Annotated in this window: 14 protein-coding genes; all 14 read left to right on the top strand. The window is 64.8% G+C overall.

Annotated elements, in window-relative coordinates:
• A partial coding sequence (locus tag RMQ73_RS13230) for a hypothetical protein (RefSeq protein WP_310498761.1) occupies nt 1-2,296 on the top strand: 2,296 nt, incomplete at its 5' end.
• A 14-nt stretch (nt 2,297-2,310) separates the two neighbouring features.
• Nucleotides 2,311-5,469, top strand: a complete 3,159-nt coding sequence (locus tag RMQ73_RS13235) for a CHAT domain-containing protein (RefSeq protein WP_310498762.1) — start codon at nt 2,311-2,313, stop codon at nt 5,467-5,469.
• Complete coding sequence (locus RMQ73_RS13240; protein ID WP_310498763.1) at nt 5,466-6,656, top strand: type VI secretion system ImpA family N-terminal domain-containing protein; 1,191 nt, start codon at nt 5,466-5,468, stop codon at nt 6,654-6,656. Before RMQ73_RS13235 ends, RMQ73_RS13240 begins: the two co-directional genes overlap by 4 nt.
• Before the next feature lie 72 nt (nt 6,657-6,728).
• Nucleotides 6,729-7,238 (top strand): type VI secretion system contractile sheath small subunit, encoded by a 510-nt coding sequence (gene tssB, locus RMQ73_RS13245; protein WP_310498764.1) that lies wholly within the window; start codon nt 6,729-6,731, stop codon nt 7,236-7,238.
• 59 nt (nt 7,239-7,297) lie between these two features.
• Nucleotides 7,298-8,791 carry a type VI secretion system contractile sheath large subunit gene (tssC, locus tag RMQ73_RS13250; protein ID WP_310498765.1) on the top strand — a complete coding sequence of 498 codons (1,494 nt, stop codon included), beginning with the start codon at nt 7,298-7,300 and terminating at the stop codon, nt 8,789-8,791.
• 42 nt (nt 8,792-8,833) lie between these two features.
• On the top strand, nt 8,834-9,325 hold the full coding sequence (locus RMQ73_RS13255) for a type VI secretion system tube protein Hcp (RefSeq protein WP_310498766.1): 492 nt from the start codon (nt 8,834-8,836) through the stop codon (nt 9,323-9,325).
• Nucleotides 9,326-9,349: 24 nt separating this feature from the next.
• Nucleotides 9,350-10,153 (top strand): type VI secretion system accessory protein TagJ, encoded by an 804-nt coding sequence (locus tag RMQ73_RS13260; RefSeq protein WP_310498767.1) that lies wholly within the window; start codon nt 9,350-9,352, stop codon nt 10,151-10,153.
• A gap of 13 nt (nt 10,154-10,166) precedes the next feature.
• Nucleotides 10,167-10,676 carry a GPW/gp25 family protein gene (locus RMQ73_RS13265; protein WP_310498768.1) on the top strand — a complete coding sequence of 170 codons (510 nt, stop codon included), beginning with the start codon at nt 10,167-10,169 and terminating at the stop codon, nt 10,674-10,676.
• Entirely contained in the window at nt 10,673-11,665 is a 993-nt protein-coding gene (gene tssF / locus RMQ73_RS13270; protein WP_310498769.1) for a type VI secretion system baseplate subunit TssF, read from the top strand. The genes RMQ73_RS13265 and tssF overlap by 4 nt, the downstream gene beginning before the upstream one ends.
• The gene (locus tag RMQ73_RS13275) at nt 11,590-12,546 is read left to right on the top strand and encodes a type VI secretion system baseplate subunit TssF (protein ID WP_310498770.1); all 957 of its coding nucleotides are present in this window, start codon (nt 11,590-11,592) and stop codon (nt 12,544-12,546) included. Before tssF ends, RMQ73_RS13275 begins: the two co-directional genes overlap by 76 nt.
• The gene (gene tssG, locus RMQ73_RS13280) at nt 12,519-13,577 is read left to right on the top strand and encodes a type VI secretion system baseplate subunit TssG (RefSeq protein ID WP_310498771.1); all 1,059 of its coding nucleotides are present in this window, start codon (nt 12,519-12,521) and stop codon (nt 13,575-13,577) included. The genes RMQ73_RS13275 and tssG overlap by 28 nt, the downstream gene beginning before the upstream one ends.
• Nucleotides 13,574-16,219 carry a type VI secretion system ATPase TssH gene (tssH, locus tag RMQ73_RS13285; RefSeq protein WP_310498772.1) on the top strand — a complete coding sequence of 882 codons (2,646 nt, stop codon included), beginning with the start codon at nt 13,574-13,576 and terminating at the stop codon, nt 16,217-16,219. The genes tssG and tssH overlap by 4 nt, the downstream gene beginning before the upstream one ends.
• Before the next feature lie 27 nt (nt 16,220-16,246).
• Nucleotides 16,247-16,852: a hypothetical protein gene (locus RMQ73_RS13290; protein ID WP_310498773.1), complete on the top strand. Its 606-nt coding sequence runs from the start codon at nt 16,247-16,249 to the stop codon at nt 16,850-16,852.
• Nucleotides 16,853-16,879: 27 nt separating this feature from the next.
• Nucleotides 16,880-18,214 (top strand): type VI secretion system baseplate subunit TssK, encoded by a 1,335-nt coding sequence (tssK, locus tag RMQ73_RS13295; protein WP_310498774.1) that lies wholly within the window; start codon nt 16,880-16,882, stop codon nt 18,212-18,214.
• The last annotated feature ends 168 nt before the right edge of the window (nt 18,215-18,382 follow it).

Here is an 18,382-nt window from a genome sequence, read left to right on the forward strand (position 1 = left end):
GAACGCCACGGCGACTTCGGGCACGCTGACCATGGGCAATGTCACCGGCGGTGCGCTCACGCTTGAGGCAACAGCCGGTGATGTCATCATCGCCAGCATCGCGCGCGGCGACGCGCCGAACCAGACAGCCGGCGCGACCAGTCTTGATATCAAGGCGGGCGGCAGCGCCACCATCACAGGCGCGGCGCTCATCAATGGCCCGGTGACGCTGACGACCGGCAGCGCCATCACGCTGGCCGACATCGACATTGGTGCCAACGCCCTGACCCTGACATCGACGAACGGCGGCATCACCACCGGCAATCTCGCTGGCGGCCCCCTGCGCCTGACAGCCAACGCTGCAACAGGCGATGTGCGCGTGGGCAGCATCGGCCGCGCCATCAGCCTCGATGTGTCGGCGGGCCGTGATATCAACATGGTCGGCACGGTCGCCATGGCCGGTCCGGCGGTGCTGATGGCGGGCCGCGACCTGACCACGGCGGGTATCGACACTGGCAGCGGCGCCATTACCGCCACGGCCACGGCAGGCACGCTCACCATGGGCAATGTCGCGGGCGGGGCGCTGAACCTCAAGGCGACTGCGGGCAATGCCATCATCGCCAGCATCGCGCGCGGCACGACCCTGGTGCTGACCACGGGCCGCAATGGCACCATCACCGGCAACACTGCCATCACTGGCAATGCGGCCCTGACGGCCGGCGCCGCGCCCGCAGGCGGCAATCTCTCGCTGGGCGCCATCGACAGCGGCAACGCCGAGATCGTCGCCAAGGCGACCAATGGCACGCTTGCCACCGGCAATGTCGCCGGCGGCGCCATCACGCTCGAAGCCACCGGCAGCGCGGGCGATGCCACCATCGCCAGCGTGTCGCGTGCGGCCAGCCTGACGGTCACAGCCGGCCGCAACGCCGTCATCACCGGCGCTGCGACCGCAAGCGGCGCCGCAACGCTGACCGCCGCAAACAACCTGACCACAGCGGCCGTGACTGCCGGCGCCCTCAAGGCGACGGCAACGGCGGGCGAACTCAGGATGGCCAACATCCAGGCCGCCAGCCTTGAGGCGGTCGCCGGTACCATCGCCAATCTGCTCGGCTCGGCCACTGTGACCGGCAACTATGCCGTGACGGCACCCGATGTCCGGCTCGGTCTTGGCAGCGGCGGCAACCATGTCGTGGGCGGCACCGCCGGCATTTCGGCACGCATCATCGATCTTGGCGGCACCACCGACCTGGTGTCCACCGGCCGCACGACCCTGACTGTCACAGGGGCCGGTACGGTCACTGCGATCGGCGGCGCCGGCACGGACCGGCTGCTGGACTCGGGTGATCTGGCACGGTTCCGCACGGCGGAACTGCAAGTGCTGGCCGGCAGCAAGAAGGTGACGCTCGAAGCCACCGACCTGTTCGCCAATGTCCGCAGCGTCGGTGTCACCACCAGCGGCGACATCGAAGTCGTGGGCGCCTTGCAATTTGCGACAGCCGCCGGCGCACCGATACGCACGCTGACGCTGGGCGGCGATGCGACCAAGGCTGATACTGACGAAACCGCCGATTTTGCCCGCAGCGTTGCGGTTGTGGCTGTGCCGACACAGACCAATGCGACGCCCTTTGTGGGTGGGCAGCTGCTGGCTGCTGGCTCGACGGTCAGGCTGCGCGCAACATACATCGCGCTTGGCATGAAGCCATTGCCGACTGTCGGCCTGCCGTTCATCGACGCCTTGCTGCCTGCGGGTGGCACCCCGCCGACCACCGATGTCGTGCGGGGCCAGTATCTCATCAACCCGGTGTCCAGCCTGTACACGCCGGCACCGCAATATGCGCTGGCGAAGGCCACCATAGTCGATGCGGCCCGGCTGGTGCTGACACCGGTGCAATGGGCGCTGATCCAGAACACCGATCGCACGGCGCAGCCTGGCGGCGGTATCAAGCTCACCAGCCTGCAACTCAACAAGATCGGCACGGGCGCCGACCCGGTGGTTGGCGTGTTCGGCTCGCTGGGCGGCCAGGAGGGCATTGCTGCTGCCCTGCGTATCTCGCCCGATCAGCTTGATGGCATCAGCCCCAACAATGTCCGCATCAACGGCTGCGTTGCGCTGTCGACCGCCGGCTGCATCGTCACGGGCCTGCCATTGCCACTGGTGCAGCTCAATGATCCGGGCCGGGGCCTGCTCATCAACAACGCGCCTGACCTGATCCTGCCCGTGGATCTGATTTCGGGGACAACCAACGAAGCCCTGTGGCGCGATGACGAAGATGACGACGACGAGGCGCAGGCGCCGAAGCCGGCGGTCAAGCCATGATGAGGTCAGAATCCATGACACGATTTGCACGCTTGCTTGCCGGCGCTGCCATGGCATTGGGCGTTCCTGCTCTGGCGGCGCCGGCGCTGCCCGATGCGTTCGACCTGGGGCGCGGGCCGCAAGGCGAATTGTGCCGCGCCGAACGGCTGTGGAACGATCCCGCCGCCACCGGCGTGTTCGATATCGTCTATTCCGTGCGTTGCCGTGGCTGGACAGATACGGCGTCCGTCGGCCGCATCGCGCTGTTCACCGGCGGCATGTCGGCCCTGCCGGCCGTCCGGACCGGCGAGGCGCGGCGTATTACCTGCGGCGCCGCAGGCACTATTGACGTGGCCGGGCTTGGCGCCGGCGAAGCATCGCGCTGCCGCAACATCGAGGGCGGTTACGCCGCCTTTGCGCTCGCCGTGCCGCGCGGCAAGCAATTGGTGACCGCCGAAGGCCTGGAGCGTTTTGCGGGCAACCTGATGGCCGGCGCCGAGGCGCTGGCCGGTACAGCGGCTCTTCCTGGCGCCAGCGTGACGCCGCGCGCCACGCTGGCGCTGGCAAGTCTGGGTGATCCGGCTTCCGGCGCAGGCGGCGTTGGCGATGTCGACGAAGGCGCGCTTGCGGGTCGCCGCGGCGAAGTGCTCGACTATTCGGTGCGGGGCCAGCATGGCGAAGCGCGGGAACTGGCGACGCGCTACCTGGCGCGACTGCCATCCAATGCGCGGCAGGGCGATCGCATAGAATTCACGCTCGAAGCCGCATTGTCGGCGTCCAACCTTGGCTATGCCGATTCCGCTGCCGCTTATCTGGAACAGGCAGCCTTGTTGATCGATGCGCCTGAATCGCCGCGCGGTGCCGCGCGAGACGCTCTGCTTGCAAAACTGGCGGTCTATCGCGCGATGAACGCGCTCAACGCCCGCGATTTCACAGCGGCGGCTGCCCTGGCGAAGACCGCGCTGGCGACAGACACGTCCACGGCAACAGCGCAGAATCCCCTGGCAGATCCGATCGTGCTTGGCCGATTGAACGCCGGCGGTGGTCGCAGTGCGCTCAGCCGCAAGGACGTCAGCTGGGTGCGGCCGACAATCCTGCGCGCCCAGACGCTATATGTCGAAGGCGGCGCCCTGCGCGGCCTTGGCAAGCTGACTGAAGCACTCGCGCCGCTGGTCGAAGCCGAGCGCCTGCTGATGCGGTTCGACAATTCGGGTCTTGATGCCTCAAGCCTGCTATGGTTGCGCAGCGCACTGGCGGCCGAGCAAGGCCGCATCGCGCAGCGCCAGGGCCTGGGGGCCGTGGCGCGCGGCCATTTCGAACGGGCTGCGGCCGTCATTGCCGACGCGTCCGTCTATGCCGGGACGCCGCTTCACGCCCAGCGCCAGATCGATCTGGCGAATGCGGCTGTGCAGATGGGCGATAACGCCGCTGCCCGCACGGCGTTCGATGCCGGCTTTGACGTGCTGCGCACCCTGGGCCCCTCGACGGCAGCTTCGGTAGGCGGCCTCGAAGGCTATTTCGATGTGCTCGCCGCCGAGATTGCCGCTGGCACGGCCGGCGCTCCCGCTGCCAAGGCGCGCTTCTTCGAAGCGGCGCAGCTGCTCAGCCCTCCGGCTGTTGCAGGGCAGATCGCCCAATTGCAGAAGATTTTCGAAAGCGGGTCCAGCGACGGCGCCGTCAAGGCCAAGACCTTGCAGGATATCGACCGCGAAACCCGCGCCCTTGGCACGCGCCTTTCACTATTGGCCGCCAACGCGCCTGGCCGGGCCGAGATCGAGGCCGAGTTTGCCAGCCTGGGAACACGCGCTGCCGCCATCCGCACGGAACTGGCCGGCGACCAGCAGTTCCAGCAGGCCACAGAAAGCGTCGCCAGCCTGGAAGAACTGCAAAAGGCAATGCGGCCCGGCGAGGCCTATCTCAAGATTGTCAGCCTGACCGGGCGCAGTTTTGCAATGCTGGTCCGCGACACGGACTCGGCTGTTTATCGCACCGGCGCCGACACTGCGGCGCTCGCGCAGCTGGCGCGCAGCGTGCGAAAATCGATCGACGGCACCATAAACAGCGACGGTCGCCCGATCGTGCTCGTTTATGATGTGGCAAAGGCACTGCAGCTGAAAAGCGCGCTGCTGGACGGCGCGGGCCGGCTGCTGGACGGCGTGACCACGCTGGTTACCGAGCCTTCGGGGCCGATGACGCAGCTGCCCTATGGCGTGCTGGTCGAGGATCAGGCCAGTGTCGATGCCTTTGCTGCCAGTGTGAAGCTGAACAGCCGCGACTACAGCAAGGTGCGCTTCCTGGCGTCCGGTCGGCGGATCGATTCGGCAGTGTCGCCGCGCTCGTTCCTCATCAGCCGGTCGATCAGCCCGTCGCGCGCTGCCCAGCCTTATCTCGGGCTTGGCAACCATGCGCCGCCAACAGCATCGGAACTGACCGCCCTGCCGTCGCGCGGGTCGTTCAAGGGCCAGTGCGGCGCGCGGGCCGACGTGCTGCGCGCCAGTTTCGCCTCGCTGCGCCCGGTCGGCGCTGCGGAAATCAACGCCGCTGCCGCAGCCATGGGCAAGGGTTCCGAGGAACTCGAACAGGCCGCCTTTACCGACACGGCCCTGGGCGATGCAGCAGGCGTCGGCGGGCGGCTGGGCAATTTTGCGGTCCTGCACTTCGCCACCCATGGCCTCAAGGAGGGCGAGCTCGATTGCGACAGCCCGCCGGCGCTGGTGACATCTATTGCTGATGTCGGCGATTCCGATGGGCTTTTGAGCTTCGAGGAAATCGCGGCCATGAAGCTTGATGCCAATCTCGTTGCGCTTTCGGCTTGCAACACCGCCGCATCTGCTGGCGCAAACCGGGCCGGCCAAAGCGGTTTCCGCAACGAAATCGGCCAGGCCGCCACGCTGAATGGTCTGGCGCGTGCCTTCATGGTGGCGGGCAGCCGCGCCGTGCTGACCACGCACTGGGCGATTCCCGACAGCTTCCGCACCCGTGACGGTCGGCAGATCGCGGCATCGACCCGGCTGATCAGCACCATGTTCGAGGCCGGTGCACATGCGCCGATGGGCGATGCGCTGCGCACGGCGCAAATGGCCATGATCGCCGCGCCTGACACGTCTCACCCCTATTACTGGGGCGCGTTCATGCTGGTGGGCGATGGCGCACGCCCGATGTTGTCGCCTGCTGCAAGCGGAACCGGTCAATGAGCCTCGTCGATATTGAAAGCCTGATGGCGCCAGTCAGCGCCGATGCGCCCTGTGGCCCGGACCTGCGTGCCGACCCGGATTTCCGCGACATCGAGGATGCGCCCGGCGGTTTTGCCGGCATGAAGGCGCCGGAACTGAGCAAGGTCGTGCGCCGCTGCGCCGAAATGCTCGGCAAGACCAAGGACCAGATGCCCGCGATTGTTGCCGTGCAGGCTGCGATCCGGGCAGGCGACGTCGACAGCGCCAATGCGCTGCTCGAATTCATCGCCCGTTTGGCGGACCAGAATTGGGAGGATTTTCATCCCGGCCCGGCTGCGGAAATGGTCATCGGCCGTATCAACGAGCTGTCGGCACTGGCCCGTCCGCCGGCGATGCTGTTGCCGTTGCAGCGGCTTGGCATGGCCAGCATGCCCGCGCCGTCCGAGACGGAATTCAACGCAGCGATGCTGTCGATGGCACTGAAACCGATCAAGGAATGGACCGGCGAGGACGAGGAAAAGCTGGCCAAACAGGCCGCGAGCGGCGCCATTACCGCTGCTGCCGCGCGCGCTGCCAAGCCGACCCATGAGACGGCGCGGCAGTTTCGCGGGTTCATGATCGCGCTGTCCGAAACCGAGCGGGCAGCCGATTCGGCGGCCGATGCCCTTTCGTCCGGCTTTGATGCCGCCGCCGCCTTGCCGCTGGCAATCCAGTTGCGCGCCCAGATCGCATCACGCCGCGCCGCGCTCCAGGCCATGTCCGATCAGCTTTACACGATCACCGAGACATTTGAACGGCAGGCGTCGGATTCCCCAAGCTTCGGGCCGATCACGTCGCAACTGAAATCGATGATTGCTGCTGCGGACGAGGTTCTGGAACTGTTTCCCGATCCTGCGGCCGCCGCCGAAGCCGCCGAAGCCGAAGCGGGCGAAACGTCGGAAGCCGCAGCGGCGCCTGGCGCGCCTGGCGCAGTCGCCGCCGCACCCAAACGCTTTTCCGGCGAAACGCCGCAGACACGCGCCGATGTGCTGGTCGCGATCGATGCGATCAATCGATATTATGCCGCAAACGAGCCGACCAGCCCGGTTCCGCTCATGCTTAAGCGCGTCCGCGATTGGGTCGAGATGGATTTCTTCAAATTGTTGAAAGAAATCGCCCCGGGCGGGGTCGATGAGGCGCACAAGCTATTGGCAATTCGGGACGAGTAACGCAGACTGTTTAGGGGTTTAAGATCGATTCCCGAGTCTCTCGGGGCACTTAGGCATTCAAGGGGATTCAACATGGCTCAGGACGGACAGAAGTTCATCAAGCGCAACCGCAGCCCGCGTGTGCACATCGAGTATGAAGTCCAGACTTACGGGTCGGTCGAGAAGGTGTCGCTGCCCTTCGTCATGGGTGTCATGTCCGATCTTTCCGGCAAGTCCGAGAAAGAAAAGAAGGAAATGGGCGAGCGCGACTTCGTCAACGTCGATATGGACAATTTCGGGGAATTCCAGAAATCCATCGCGCCGCGCGCGGCATTCTTTGTCGACAACACGCTGACTGGCGACGGCAAGCTGGCTGTCGACCTGACGTTCAACAGCATGGATGATTTCACCCCCGGCCGCGTTGCCGAGCAGGTTCCGGCCACGGCCTCGATGCTCGAAGCGCGGCGCCAGTTGTCCGATCTGCTCGCCTATATGGACGGCAAGGACAAGGCGCAGGACGTCATCGACCAACTGCTGAAGAATCCGGACCTTCTTTCGACGCTGGCCGCCGAATCCAAGGCACGCAGCGGCGGCGATTCGTGAATTTTTGCGCCTGAATTCTGCCCTAACCGGCAACCAAAGCTCAGAGGGAAAGACAGACAATGGCCACCGATCCCAATGCCGCCCAGGCGGGCGCAGCCGCTGCAGCCGAAGTCACAGTCGATGACTTCTCCAGTTTGCTGCAAAAAGAATTCAAGCCCCGTTCCGACGAGGCCAAGTCCCGCGTCGAAAACGCGGTCCGCACGCTGGCCGAGCAGGCGCTGGCCGGCAGCAATGTCATGCCTGGCGACGTCATCGGCACCATCGAAAGCATGATCTCCGCGCTGGATCGCAAGCTGACCGAGCAGATCAACGTCATCATCCACAACGAAGAGTTCAAGGCGCTGGAAAGCGCCTGGCGCGGGCTGCACTACACGGTCTTCAATTCGGAAACCTCGACCGATCTGAAGATCAAGGTGATGAACGCCTCCAAGGATGAACTGCGCCGCATGTTCTCCAGCTATCGCGGCGCCGCCTGGGACCAGTCGCCGCTGTTCAAGCGCATCTACGAAGCCGAATTCGGCCAGCTTGGCGGCCAGCCTTATGGCTGCCTCGTCGGTGATTTCTACTTCTCGCAGATCCCGACCGATGTCGAAGTGCTTGAAGGCATGGCCAAGATCGCCAGCGCTGCCCATGCGCCGTTCATTTCCGGCACATCGGCCGCGCTGTTCGGCATGGAAAGCTGGCAGGACCTCGCCAAGCCGCGCGACCTCGCCAAGATCTTCGACACGCCGGAATATGCCGGCTGGCGTTCGCTGCGCGCCAAGGATGACAGCCGCTACATCGCGCTGACCATGCCGCGCGTGCTGGCCCGCCGCCCCTATGGCGCCGTATCCGAACCGGTGGCAGAATTCGCCTTTGAAGAGGACACCGCTGGCGATCACGACAAATATGCCTGGATGAACGCGGCCTATGCCATGGCCGTGCGCATCAATGCGGCGTTCAAGGAATATGGCTGGTGCACCCGCATCCGCGGCGTCCAGTCGGGCGGCACGGTCGAAGGGCTGCCGGTCGCCATGTTCCCGACCGAAGACGGCGATACGGCGGTCAAGTGCCCGACCGAAATCGCCATTTCCGATCGCCGCGAAGGCGAGCTTTCGGCGGCGGGCCTGATCGGCCTCATTCACCGCAAGAACACCGACCAGGCAACGTTCATCGGCGCGCAGACCCTGCACATGCCTAAGGAATATGCCGACAAGGGCGCCACCGCCAATGCCCGGCTTTCGGCACGGCTGCCCTATCTGTTCACCAGCTGCCGCTTTGCACATTATCTCAAGTGCATGGTGCGCGACTGGGTGGGCGGTACGCCGACGACCAAGCAGCTTGAGGACCGGCTGCGCACCTGGGTGTCGCTATATGTCGATCACATGCCGGACATGTCATCCGAAGATCAAAAGGCTCGCAAGCCGCTGAAGGCCGCGGGCATTCAGATCGCGGAAGACGAAGAAAATCCGGGTTACTATCGTGCAAGCTTCGAGTTTGTGCCGCACTTCCAGATGGAAGGCATGGACATCACACTGGGCATGACGTCGGCGCTGCGTCAGGCCGGCAAATAACGCCGAAGCGCGGGTTCATCATCACAGCAAGGGAGAGTTATCGTGGCACTTGATATGTTCATGAAGATGTCGAACGGCATCGCGGGCGAATCCAAGGACAAGGACAAGGCAACAGTCGGCGATATCGACGTCCTCGCCTGGTCCTGGGGCGTCAGCCAGTCGGGCACGTTCCACAGCGGCGGCGGCGGCGGCGCCGGCAAGGCCAATGTGCAGGATCTGTCCTTCACCAAATGGATCGACAAGGCGTCCCCGCCGCTGCAGCTGGCCTGCCTCAAGGGTACCCACCTGACCTCGGCCGAGCTCAATGTCCGCAAGGCCGGCGACAAGCCCTATGTCTATGTCAAGATCACCATGACCAAGGTTCTGGTGTCTTCGGTGTCGACCGGCGGCTCGGGCGGCGAAGACCGTCTGACGGAAAATGTCACTCTCAACTTCGCCAAGTTGAAGATCGAATACTTCGAGCAGGGCGACACCGGCGCAGCCACTGCCGCCGGCGATTACACCTTCAACGTCGAAGAAAACGCGGCCGAATAGGCCTGGACTTCGGGGGAGACGGGCATGGAAGCGGAAACGCTGCTGAAAAGCGGCGACATGGCGGGCGCGCGGCAATCACTTGCCGCGCTGCTCCGCCAGGAGCCGGGCAATTCCCAGGCGCGCCAGTTTTTCTGGCAGCTGATCGCCGTTCACGGCGAATGGGAAAAGGCCGGCACCCAGCTCCAGGCCCTCTCCACCACCGAACCCAAGGCTATGATGCTCGCCGGCGTCTATAATCAGGCGCTGGCCGCCATGATCGCCCGCGACAAGGTGTTTGCCGGCAAGGAACGTCCGAAATCGATCGTGGGCACCGAGCCTTGGGTCGAGGCACTTCTGGATGCCATCCATGCCAGCAATTGCAAGGATCCGGGCGCAGCTGCGATGAACGCCGCCGCGCTGGAGGCCGCACCCGCCAACAGCGGCACGCTCAATGGCGAGGCTTTCGCCTGGATTGCCGACGCCGACAGCCGTTTCGGGCCGATGATGGAGATCATTGTCGGCGACCAATATGGCTTTGTGCCTTTTGCCGCCGTCAAGCGGATCAGGTCCAAGGGCCCCGAAGATTTGCGAGACATGGTCTGGTTGTCGGTCGATCTCGAACTGCGATCCGGCCAGAGTTCTGCCGCGCTGACTCCCGTCACCTATCCCGGCACCTATGGCTGCGGCCAGCCGGCGCTGATGCTGGCGCGCGGCACGGACTGGGCCGTACTCGGCGGTGCCGATGGCAATGATGTCGGCGGCGCCGAACACGGGCTGGGCCAGCATCTGTTCACCACCGACGGTCCGGAATGCGGCGTGCTGGAGCTGCGCGAACTGACTCTCGACTAGGATCGCCGGGGCCATGCGCGAAGAACGGCCCTTCAAGCCTTCAGTGCTCGACAAACTGATTGGCGGCATGTCGCGCATTCGCGGCGACGGCTCACGCGATGTCGCGCCTTGTTATATCGCACCATTGGACAATTTTACGGAGCGCGAGCTGAAGAAGGTCGTCATCCGCGATATTTCCTGGATCATGAACGACATCCAGTTCAGCGCCGCCATCGACCTGGCCGACTATCCCGAAGTGACGACTTCCGTTCTCAACCAGGGTGTCAGCGACCTGACGTCCATGTTGCTGGCGCGGGCCAGCCTTGACCGGCGCGCGCGCGATCTGGCGGATTCCATCCGCGCCTTTGAAACGCGCCTGTCGCCTGGCACCGTCAAGGTGACCTTCGATACCAGTGACGTCGCCAATGAAAACAAGGTGCGCTTCACCATCCACGGCGAGCTCAAGGGCGCCATCGATGACCGTTTCGTCGAGCTCAAGACGGCGGTCGCGCTTGATTCGGGCGAAGTCGAGGTGACGTCATGAGCGCGATCGATCCGCGCCTGCTCGGTGCCTACAACCGCGAGCTGATGTATCTGCGGCGCCGGTCGGCAGAATTTGCCGAAGATCATCGCCAGGTCGCCGGCATGCTCGGCCTGGATGCGCCCACCGACCCCGATCCCCATGTCGAGCGGTTGATGGAAGGCGTCGCCTATCTCAACGCCCGGGTGCGCGTGAAGATGGAGGAGCAATTCCCGATCTTCACCCAGTCGTTGCTGGAGGCGCTGTATCCGCATTATCTGGCGCCGACGCCGGCCATGGGCATCATCGCCCTGCAGCCCATGCCCGGTGATGCGACGCCGCCCGAAGGGGTGCTGCACCCGCGCGGTTCCTCGCTGTTCGCGGCGCTGGCGGGCGACCTGACACAGCCGGTGCAGTTCACCACGGGCCAGGATGTGCAGCTCTGGCCGCTGGCTGTGACGGCCATCGAATATCTGCCGACGCGCGCAGCGATCGCAGCGGCCACCGGCGAGGCGCTGGGCGAGGCAGGCTTGCGGTTTCGCATCGAGGCGACGTCGGCGGCGCCGCTGTCGTCGATTCCGATCGACACGCTGCCATTGTTCATCGGCGGCGGCGGCGATGTGCCCAACCTGCTTTACCAGCAGTTGATGGACGAACAACTGGGCGTGCGCTTGGTGTCGCCCGAACGCGGCCGCCGCACCGAGTGGGCGGTGCCGGCCGGGCCGGTGGCGCCGTGCGGTTTTGACGCCGACCAGGCGCTGTTGCCCGACGAAGCGCGGTCTTTTGGCGGCTATCGCCTGCTCGCCGAATATTTTGCCATGCCGCAGAAATTCCGTTTCGTGACGCTGACCGGGCTGGCGGCGGGTTTTGCCATGCAGACCGCGCGCTGGATGTCGTCATTCCGCTGCGCCGCACGGTTCCGGCGCTTGCCGGCGCGGTGTCGTCCGAAACGCTGGTGCCGTTCGCCGCGCCGGTCATCAATCTGTTCGAACGCCGATTTGACAGGGTGCTGATCGAAAAGCGCAACCATGAAAACATCGTGCTGGCCGACCGCACGGCGTCGCTGGACTACGAGGTCTATCGGCTGGACCGCGTCACCGGCTATGCCACCGAGGATCTGGTCGGCACGCCGGCGCTGCCGCTGTATTCGCGCCGGGTCGAACGCGGCGCCAAGCCGCTATACTACAGCCTGCGTCGCCGCCTGCGCCGCCTGACCGAAACCGAAAGCCGCCGCCGCCGCGAAGGCGATTATATCGGCACCGAAACCTGGATCAGCCTGTCCTCGCCGGACGATCCAAAGCTGGCAGCAAGCATCATCGAACTTGGCGCGCGCGGCCTGGTAACCAATCGCGCCTTGCCGACCCGGCTCAGGCCCGGCGCTGCCACGCTGTCGCTGACCATGACCGACATGAAGGGCATTGCCGCGATCAATCTGCTGATCGGGCCGACACGCCCGCAGCCGCCGATGGGCCTGTCGGATGCCAGCTGGCGGATCATCAGCCATCTGGCGCCGGGCCGCGACGGCTTTGTGCGGCCCGATGGCTCGCCCGACACGCTGGCCGATCATCTGGGCCTGTATCTGCGCGACGAGGCACCGGCGCTGCGCCGCGAAATTCAGGGCCTGAGCAGCCTGACGGCAAAATCGGTAACGCGCCGCGCCAGCGGCGCCAGCCGGCTGGCGTTCCAGCGTGGGCAACGACTGACGCTGGGGGTGGCAATGGCCAGCTTTGAAGCATCGAGCGCCTATCTGTTCACCAGCGTCGTGGCGCGGTTCCTGGCGGATTTTGCCACGATCAACAGCTTTGCCGAATGCGAGGTCGTCGCCGACAATGGCCTGACCTGGAACTGGCAGGCATGGGAGGGGCTATGGTCCGGTCGCCAAGCGACGATCTGACGGCCCTGTTCGCCGAATTGGCGCAGGACGCGACGCGCTGGGATTTCTTTGCCGCCGGCCGCGCGGTCGAAGCTGCGGACACTGCGCGCCCGCGCATCGGCGAATCCCTTGATCCGGCACTTGAAGCGGTGGATTTCGCCCATCATTCCAGCTTTGATTTTCCGCGCACCACCCTGTCCGGCTGGCGCAGCAGCAAGCGCCGGCCCGCCATCAAGTCGCAGCATCTGGGCATGACCGGGCCGATGGGGCCGTTGCCGAGCCATCTCACCGAAATCGCGATCTTCGAACAGTCACGGCGCGGGCCGACGCCGTTCGGTGATTTTCTCGACCTGCTGGCCAGCCGGCCATTGCAGCAATTTTACCGCGCCTGGGCCAACGCCAACCCGGCTGCCAATGCCCAGCGGCCAGCCGATGACCTTTTTGCCGGCTTTGTCGGCGCTGTGTCGGGCGTCACGGGTCTGGATTTCCTGTCGCCTGATGGCCGCCCGGCGCCGGGGGACGCCAGCACGTTCGATGACTGGCGGCGCCTGCCCTATGGCGGCCATATGGCGACGCTGCGCTCCCCGTCGGCCATTGCCGCGATCCTGTCCGACCTGCTCGATCGGCCGGTCAGCGTCACCGAAGCCGTTGGCCGCTGGCGCCCTGTGCCGCGCGACCAGCAAAGCCGGCTGGGCAAGGCCCATGCCACATTGGGGCAGGGCACAACGCTGGGCGGGCGCTTTTTTTCGGTGGAATTCGATGTCGCTTTCGCGATCCGCGCCAAGTCGATGGCCGATCTCGAGGATATGCTGCCGGGCGGCCGGGCGCACCGGCTGCTGAGCGAGGCCGCCGGCGCCGCGCTGCCCCATCATATCGAATGGCGGGCGCAGGTGGCGATTTCGGAACATCATGTGCGCCCTGCCCGGCTGGGAGAAATGCGCCTTGGCTGGACCGGCTGGACGGCCCCGCGCGGCCATGTGCGCCAGCGCCACGACTTGACGATCAGGGCCGGCGTATCGGCCCCGCAAACTTTGACTGGAGAAGCAGCATGACGGAAATCAGCCGGGCAGCCCTTTTCGGGCGTCTTGCCCCCAGCGCGCTCAAGGCCGTGGAAACCGCCTTTGGTTTTTGCAAGCTGCGCGGCAACCCCTATGTCGAACTGGTGCATTGGCTGCATACGCTGAATGCCGATCCCAAGGGTGATCTGGCGGCGATCCGCGCGCATTTCGGCCTTGATGAGGGGCAGTTGGGCCGCGACACTATTGCCGCACTCGACAAGCTGCCGCGCGGCGCCAGTGCCGTGTCCGACATGTCACCGCATGTCGAGGAAGCGGTGGAAAAGGGCTGGCTCTATGCCAGCTTGATGTTCAATGCCGGCAAGGTGCGCGGCGGGCATCTGCTGTTCGCGCTGCTGAAAACGCCGGGCCTCAAGAACGTCCTGACCGGCATCAGTTCCGAATATCGCAAGATCGATGCCGACAAGCTGGCTGCCGGCTTTGCCAGCATCACGGCCTCCAGCAGCGAAGCCAGCGAAGGCGGCGGCCTGAGCACCACTGGCGGCAGCGCCGGCAGCAGCGGCGAGCCGGGCCTTGAGCCCGCACAGGAAGGCTCCGCGCTGCAGAAATTCTCCATCGATCTGACGGCGCGCGCGCGCTCCGGCGAGATCGACAAGATCGTCGGGCGTGATGCCGAAATCCGCCAGGTCGTCGATATCCTGCTGCGCCGCCGGCAGAACAACCCGATTCTGACCGGCGAGGCCGGCGTCGGCAAGACGGCGGTCGTCGAAGGCTTTGCCCGGCGCATTGCCGACGGCGATGTGCCGCCGTCGCTCAAGGGCGTGACGCTGCGCTCGCTCGACATCGGGCTGTTGCAGGCCGGCGCCAGCGTGAAGGGCGAGTTCGAAAAACGCCTGCGCCAGGTCATCGACGAGGTCGAAGCCTCGGCCAGCCCGGTCATCCTGTTCATCGACGAAGCGCACACCCTGATCGGCGCCGGCGGCGCGGCCGGCACCGGCGATGCGGCGAACCTGCTCAAGCCCGCGCTGGCACGCGGCAAGCTGCGCACCATCGCAGCGACGACATGGGCCGAATATCGCCAGTATTTCGAAAAGGACCCGGCGCTGACCCGGCGTTTCCAGACCGTCAACGTCGGCGAACCGGAAACCGACAAGGCCATCGCCATGCTGCGCTCGATCTCGGATGCCATGGTCAAGCACCATGAAGTCATCGTGCTTGATGAAGCGCTGGAGGCTTCGGTCAAGCTGTCGCAGCGCTATATCCCGGCGCGGCAACTGCCCGACAAGGCGGTCAGCTTGCTCGACACCGCCTGCGCCCGCGTCGCGGTCAGCCAGCACGCAACGCCGGCCCCCGTCGAAGACCGTCTGCGCCGCGTCGAACTGCTCGAAGTCGAACATGAAATCGCCGTGCGCGAAGCCGGCGCCGGCATGGCCAGCCCCAAGCGCATCGGCGAAGTGGAGGCCGCGCTGGTCACCGCCCGCGCCGCGCTGGAGGCCGCCACGGCCAAATGGGACGCCGAAAAGCTTGCGGTCGCCGCCGTCATCGAGACGCGCGCTGCCCGCGCCGATGCCACGGCAGCCGGCGAGGATACCGCCAGCCATGACGAGGCCCTGAAAGCCGCGATGGCGCAGATGGCGCTGGCGCAAGGCGATGCGCCGATGGTGTTTGCGCAGGTCGATGCCAATGCGGTGGCCAGCGTCGTCGGCGACTGGACCGGCGTGCCGGTGGGCCGCATGGTCAAGGACGAGATTGCCGGCGTGCTGACCATCGGCGACAGCCTGAAAAAGCGCGTCATCGGCCAGGATCATGCCATGGACGCCATCGCCAAGCGTCTGCAAACCAGTCGCGCCAAGCTCGACAACCCCAACAAGCCCGTTGGCGTGTTCATGCTGTGCGGCCCATCGGGTGTCGGCAAGACCGAAACAGCGCATGCGCTGGCCGAGATGATGTATGCCGGCGACGATAGCCTGATCGTCATCAACATGAGCGAGTTTCAGGAGGCGCACACCGTCTCGACCCTGAAAGGCGCGCCGGCCGGCTATGTCGGCTATGGCCAGGGCGGCGTGCTTACCGAGGCGGTGCGGCGCCGGCCCTATTCGATCGTGCTGCTCGACGAGGTCGAAAAGGCCCATCCCGACGTGCACGAGATGTTCTTCCAGGTGTTCGACAAGGGATATATGGACGACAGCGAAGGCCGGTACATCGACTTCAAGAACACGCTGATCCTGTTGACGTCCAACGTCGGCACCGAGATGATCATGGAGGTGACCGCCGATCCGGAAACGGCGCCGGATTCCGAACAGCTCGCCAAGGCGCTGCGGCCGGACTTGCTGAAAACCTTCCCGCCGGCGCTGCTGGGGCGCCTCATCGTGCTGCCTTATTATCCGCTGTCGCCGACCATGCTGGGCGGTATCGTGCGGCTGCAACTGGGCCGCATCGTCAAGCGCGTGGCCGAAAACCACAAGATCACCATGACATACGACCAGTCGGTCACCGACCATATCGTCAGCCGCTGCACCGAACTGGCCAGCGGCGGCCGCATGATCGACGCCATCCTGACCAACGACATGCTGCCGCATCTGTCGACGGAACTGCTGGGCCGCATGGCCGATGGCAAGCAGGTCGAGCGCATCGAAGTGACGGCGCCGGATGACAAGCTGACCTATGTGTTCGTGTGATTGAAGGCTAGGTAGGAGGGGAGGCCTGTGCAAAATCAATGCGTTGCCTATACAGATTCGTCGAAGGTAGCCTATTTTGAGGCTGCTTCTGGCCTCGTTGGCACGGCCAAGGGCATGACTGCTGGCCTAAAAGCTGCTGCTACTGGTTCGAGCATGTATTTTGGTTCACAAGCTTTCAGAAAATTTGACTTGCTTCGACAACTGCCCATCAAAAATGTATCGGGCAATTTACGTGGTATCGTCGCCTCAAAAGACATGCGTGTCATTTACGGTTACTCCGTAGATGCCAAGACTGGACTAAAATATGTCGGCGAAGCACTAATCGTTGCTTCGATTGGTATCGAAATGGTTCAGCAATATGAAAAAATATTTGATGCCAACGGAAATGTGAACTTACAACGCGCGATTCTGATGCCAAGTCTCGCGATATTGAAGGCTGTCGGCGGAGTGGTTCCGGCGGCTGCTTCCGTTGCATCTTGGGCTGCAATACAAGGATGTCGGCTTTCTAATTGTGGCACCGAGACAATTCAAAATATAAAAGATATGAACACAGTAATTCAAACTTCCTACGACACAATATTTGATACAGATGCTGTGGTAACTTACATTAATACCAATCTGGTCATTCAATGACCAGGTATTATTCGGGATATAAAACTCGTGACCCATCCAGTCTGGTCTGAAGGACTTTTCCTCCGTCCGCAGCATCTGCAGGCGGCGGCTGATGCGCAGGGTGCGGCGCTTCAGGCGCGCTTTGCCGGCGCTGTCGCGCACCCATGGGGCCTTGTCGAACTCACCCTTGACGAAGACCTGGCCAGCGGCGCCCAGATGGGTGTGCGCCGGCTCGTTGCGGTCATGCCGGACGGCGAAGTCGTCGCCGTGCCCGGCAGCCTGTCGCCGCCGCCGGCGTTCGATGTCGATGACCAGGTGCGCGGGCAGGTCATCTATCTGACGCTGCCGGCGCGGCAGGACGGTGCCGTGCTGTTCGCGCGGCCCGGCGCCACCGATGCCCATGTCACCCGCTATCTGATCCAGGAACGCGCCGCCGTCGACCAGACCGACCCGGACCGCAACAGCGAAACCATCGAGATCGCCGTTCCCAACCTGCAATTCGCCATCGATGCCGCCGATCTGGCTGGCCGCACCAAGATGGGCCTGGCGCGCATCAAGGAACGGGTGGGCCGCAAGATCATCTGGGACGACGCCTATATCCCGCCATTGCTCGATATCCGCGCCTCGCCGACCATGGCGGGGTTTCTCGTCGACATCCTTGGCCGGCTCGAACAGCGGCAGGATGAATTGTCGATGCGGGCAGTGGAGGGCGCCGATGGCGGCAGCGAGACGTTTGCGGCCTATCTGCTGCTGCAACTGCTCAACCGCTGGCAACCGGCGCTGCGCCATCTTCAACGGTTGGAACGCGTCCACCCCGAACGGTTGTTTGCCGATTTCATCAGCTTTGCCGGCGAACTGGCCACCTTCACCCGCGCCGACCGCCGGCCCGGCGATTTCCCGACCTATGATCATGAGGATCTGGAAGGCTGTTTCAAGCCGGTGATCGATGCGCTGCGGGCGGGACTTTCCACCGAATTCTCGCGCTCGGCGGTGCAGCTGGAACTGAAACTGCTGCAACCCGGCGCCTATGTCTCGACCATCACCGATCGCGGCCTGTACGATCAGGGGCGTTTCTATCTCGCCGTCTCGACCCGCAAACCGTCGGAAGAAGTGCGCCGCGCGCTGCCGTCCGTGGTCAAGATCGGCTCTGTCGCCAAGATGCAGCAGCTGGTGCAGGCCGCCCTGCCGGGCGTGCCATTGTCACCCATCGCCGCGCCGCCGCCGCAGATCCGCGCCATGGCCGGCTATGTCTATTTCGAACTCGACCGGTCGCATCCCGACTGGAAGGAGTTTGCCACCGCGCCGGCGCTCGGGCTGTATATCGCTGGCGAATGGCCTGACCTTGCCATGGAACTCTGGTGCATCAGAAGGACTTCGCGATGAGCGGCGAAAAAACCGTCTTCCGCCCGTCTCCGCTGGCTGCCGCGCAAGGGGGCGGCGCCAGTCCCCCGGGCGGCCCGCCCTCGGGTGGCGGCGGACCGCCCTCTGGTGGCCCGCCACCACCCCCGCCGCGCCCGCCCGCTGCGCCATCGGCGCCGCGCGCCTGGGCCG

The organism is Sandarakinorhabdus sp. (assembly GCF_031430775.1).
Lineage (GTDB): Bacteria > Pseudomonadota > Alphaproteobacteria > Sphingomonadales > Sphingomonadaceae > Sandarakinorhabdus.

What these genes read in the sequence shown, in the direction of transcription:
- RMQ73_RS13235 (WP_310498762.1), top strand. Translation starts at nt 2,311, where the DNA reads ATGACACGATTTGCACGCTTGCTTGCCGGCGCTGCCATGGCATTGGGC.
- tssB (WP_310498764.1), top strand. Translation starts at nt 6,729, where the DNA reads ATGGCTCAGGACGGACAGAAGTTCATCAAGCGCAACCGCAGCCCGCGT.
- tssC (WP_310498765.1), top strand. Translation starts at nt 7,298, where the DNA reads ATGGCCACCGATCCCAATGCCGCCCAGGCGGGCGCAGCCGCTGCAGCC.
- RMQ73_RS13260 (WP_310498767.1), top strand. Translation starts at nt 9,350, where the DNA reads ATGGAAGCGGAAACGCTGCTGAAAAGCGGCGACATGGCGGGCGCGCGG.
- RMQ73_RS13265 (WP_310498768.1), top strand. Translation starts at nt 10,167, where the DNA reads ATGCGCGAAGAACGGCCCTTCAAGCCTTCAGTGCTCGACAAACTGATT.
- RMQ73_RS13240 (WP_310498763.1), top strand. Translation starts at nt 5,466, where the DNA reads ATGAGCCTCGTCGATATTGAAAGCCTGATGGCGCCAGTCAGCGCCGAT.
- tssF (WP_310498769.1), top strand. Translation starts at nt 10,673, where the DNA reads ATGAGCGCGATCGATCCGCGCCTGCTCGGTGCCTACAACCGCGAGCTG.
- tssG (WP_310498771.1), top strand. Translation starts at nt 12,519, where the DNA reads ATGGTCCGGTCGCCAAGCGACGATCTGACGGCCCTGTTCGCCGAATTG.
- tssH (WP_310498772.1), top strand. Translation starts at nt 13,574, where the DNA reads ATGACGGAAATCAGCCGGGCAGCCCTTTTCGGGCGTCTTGCCCCCAGC.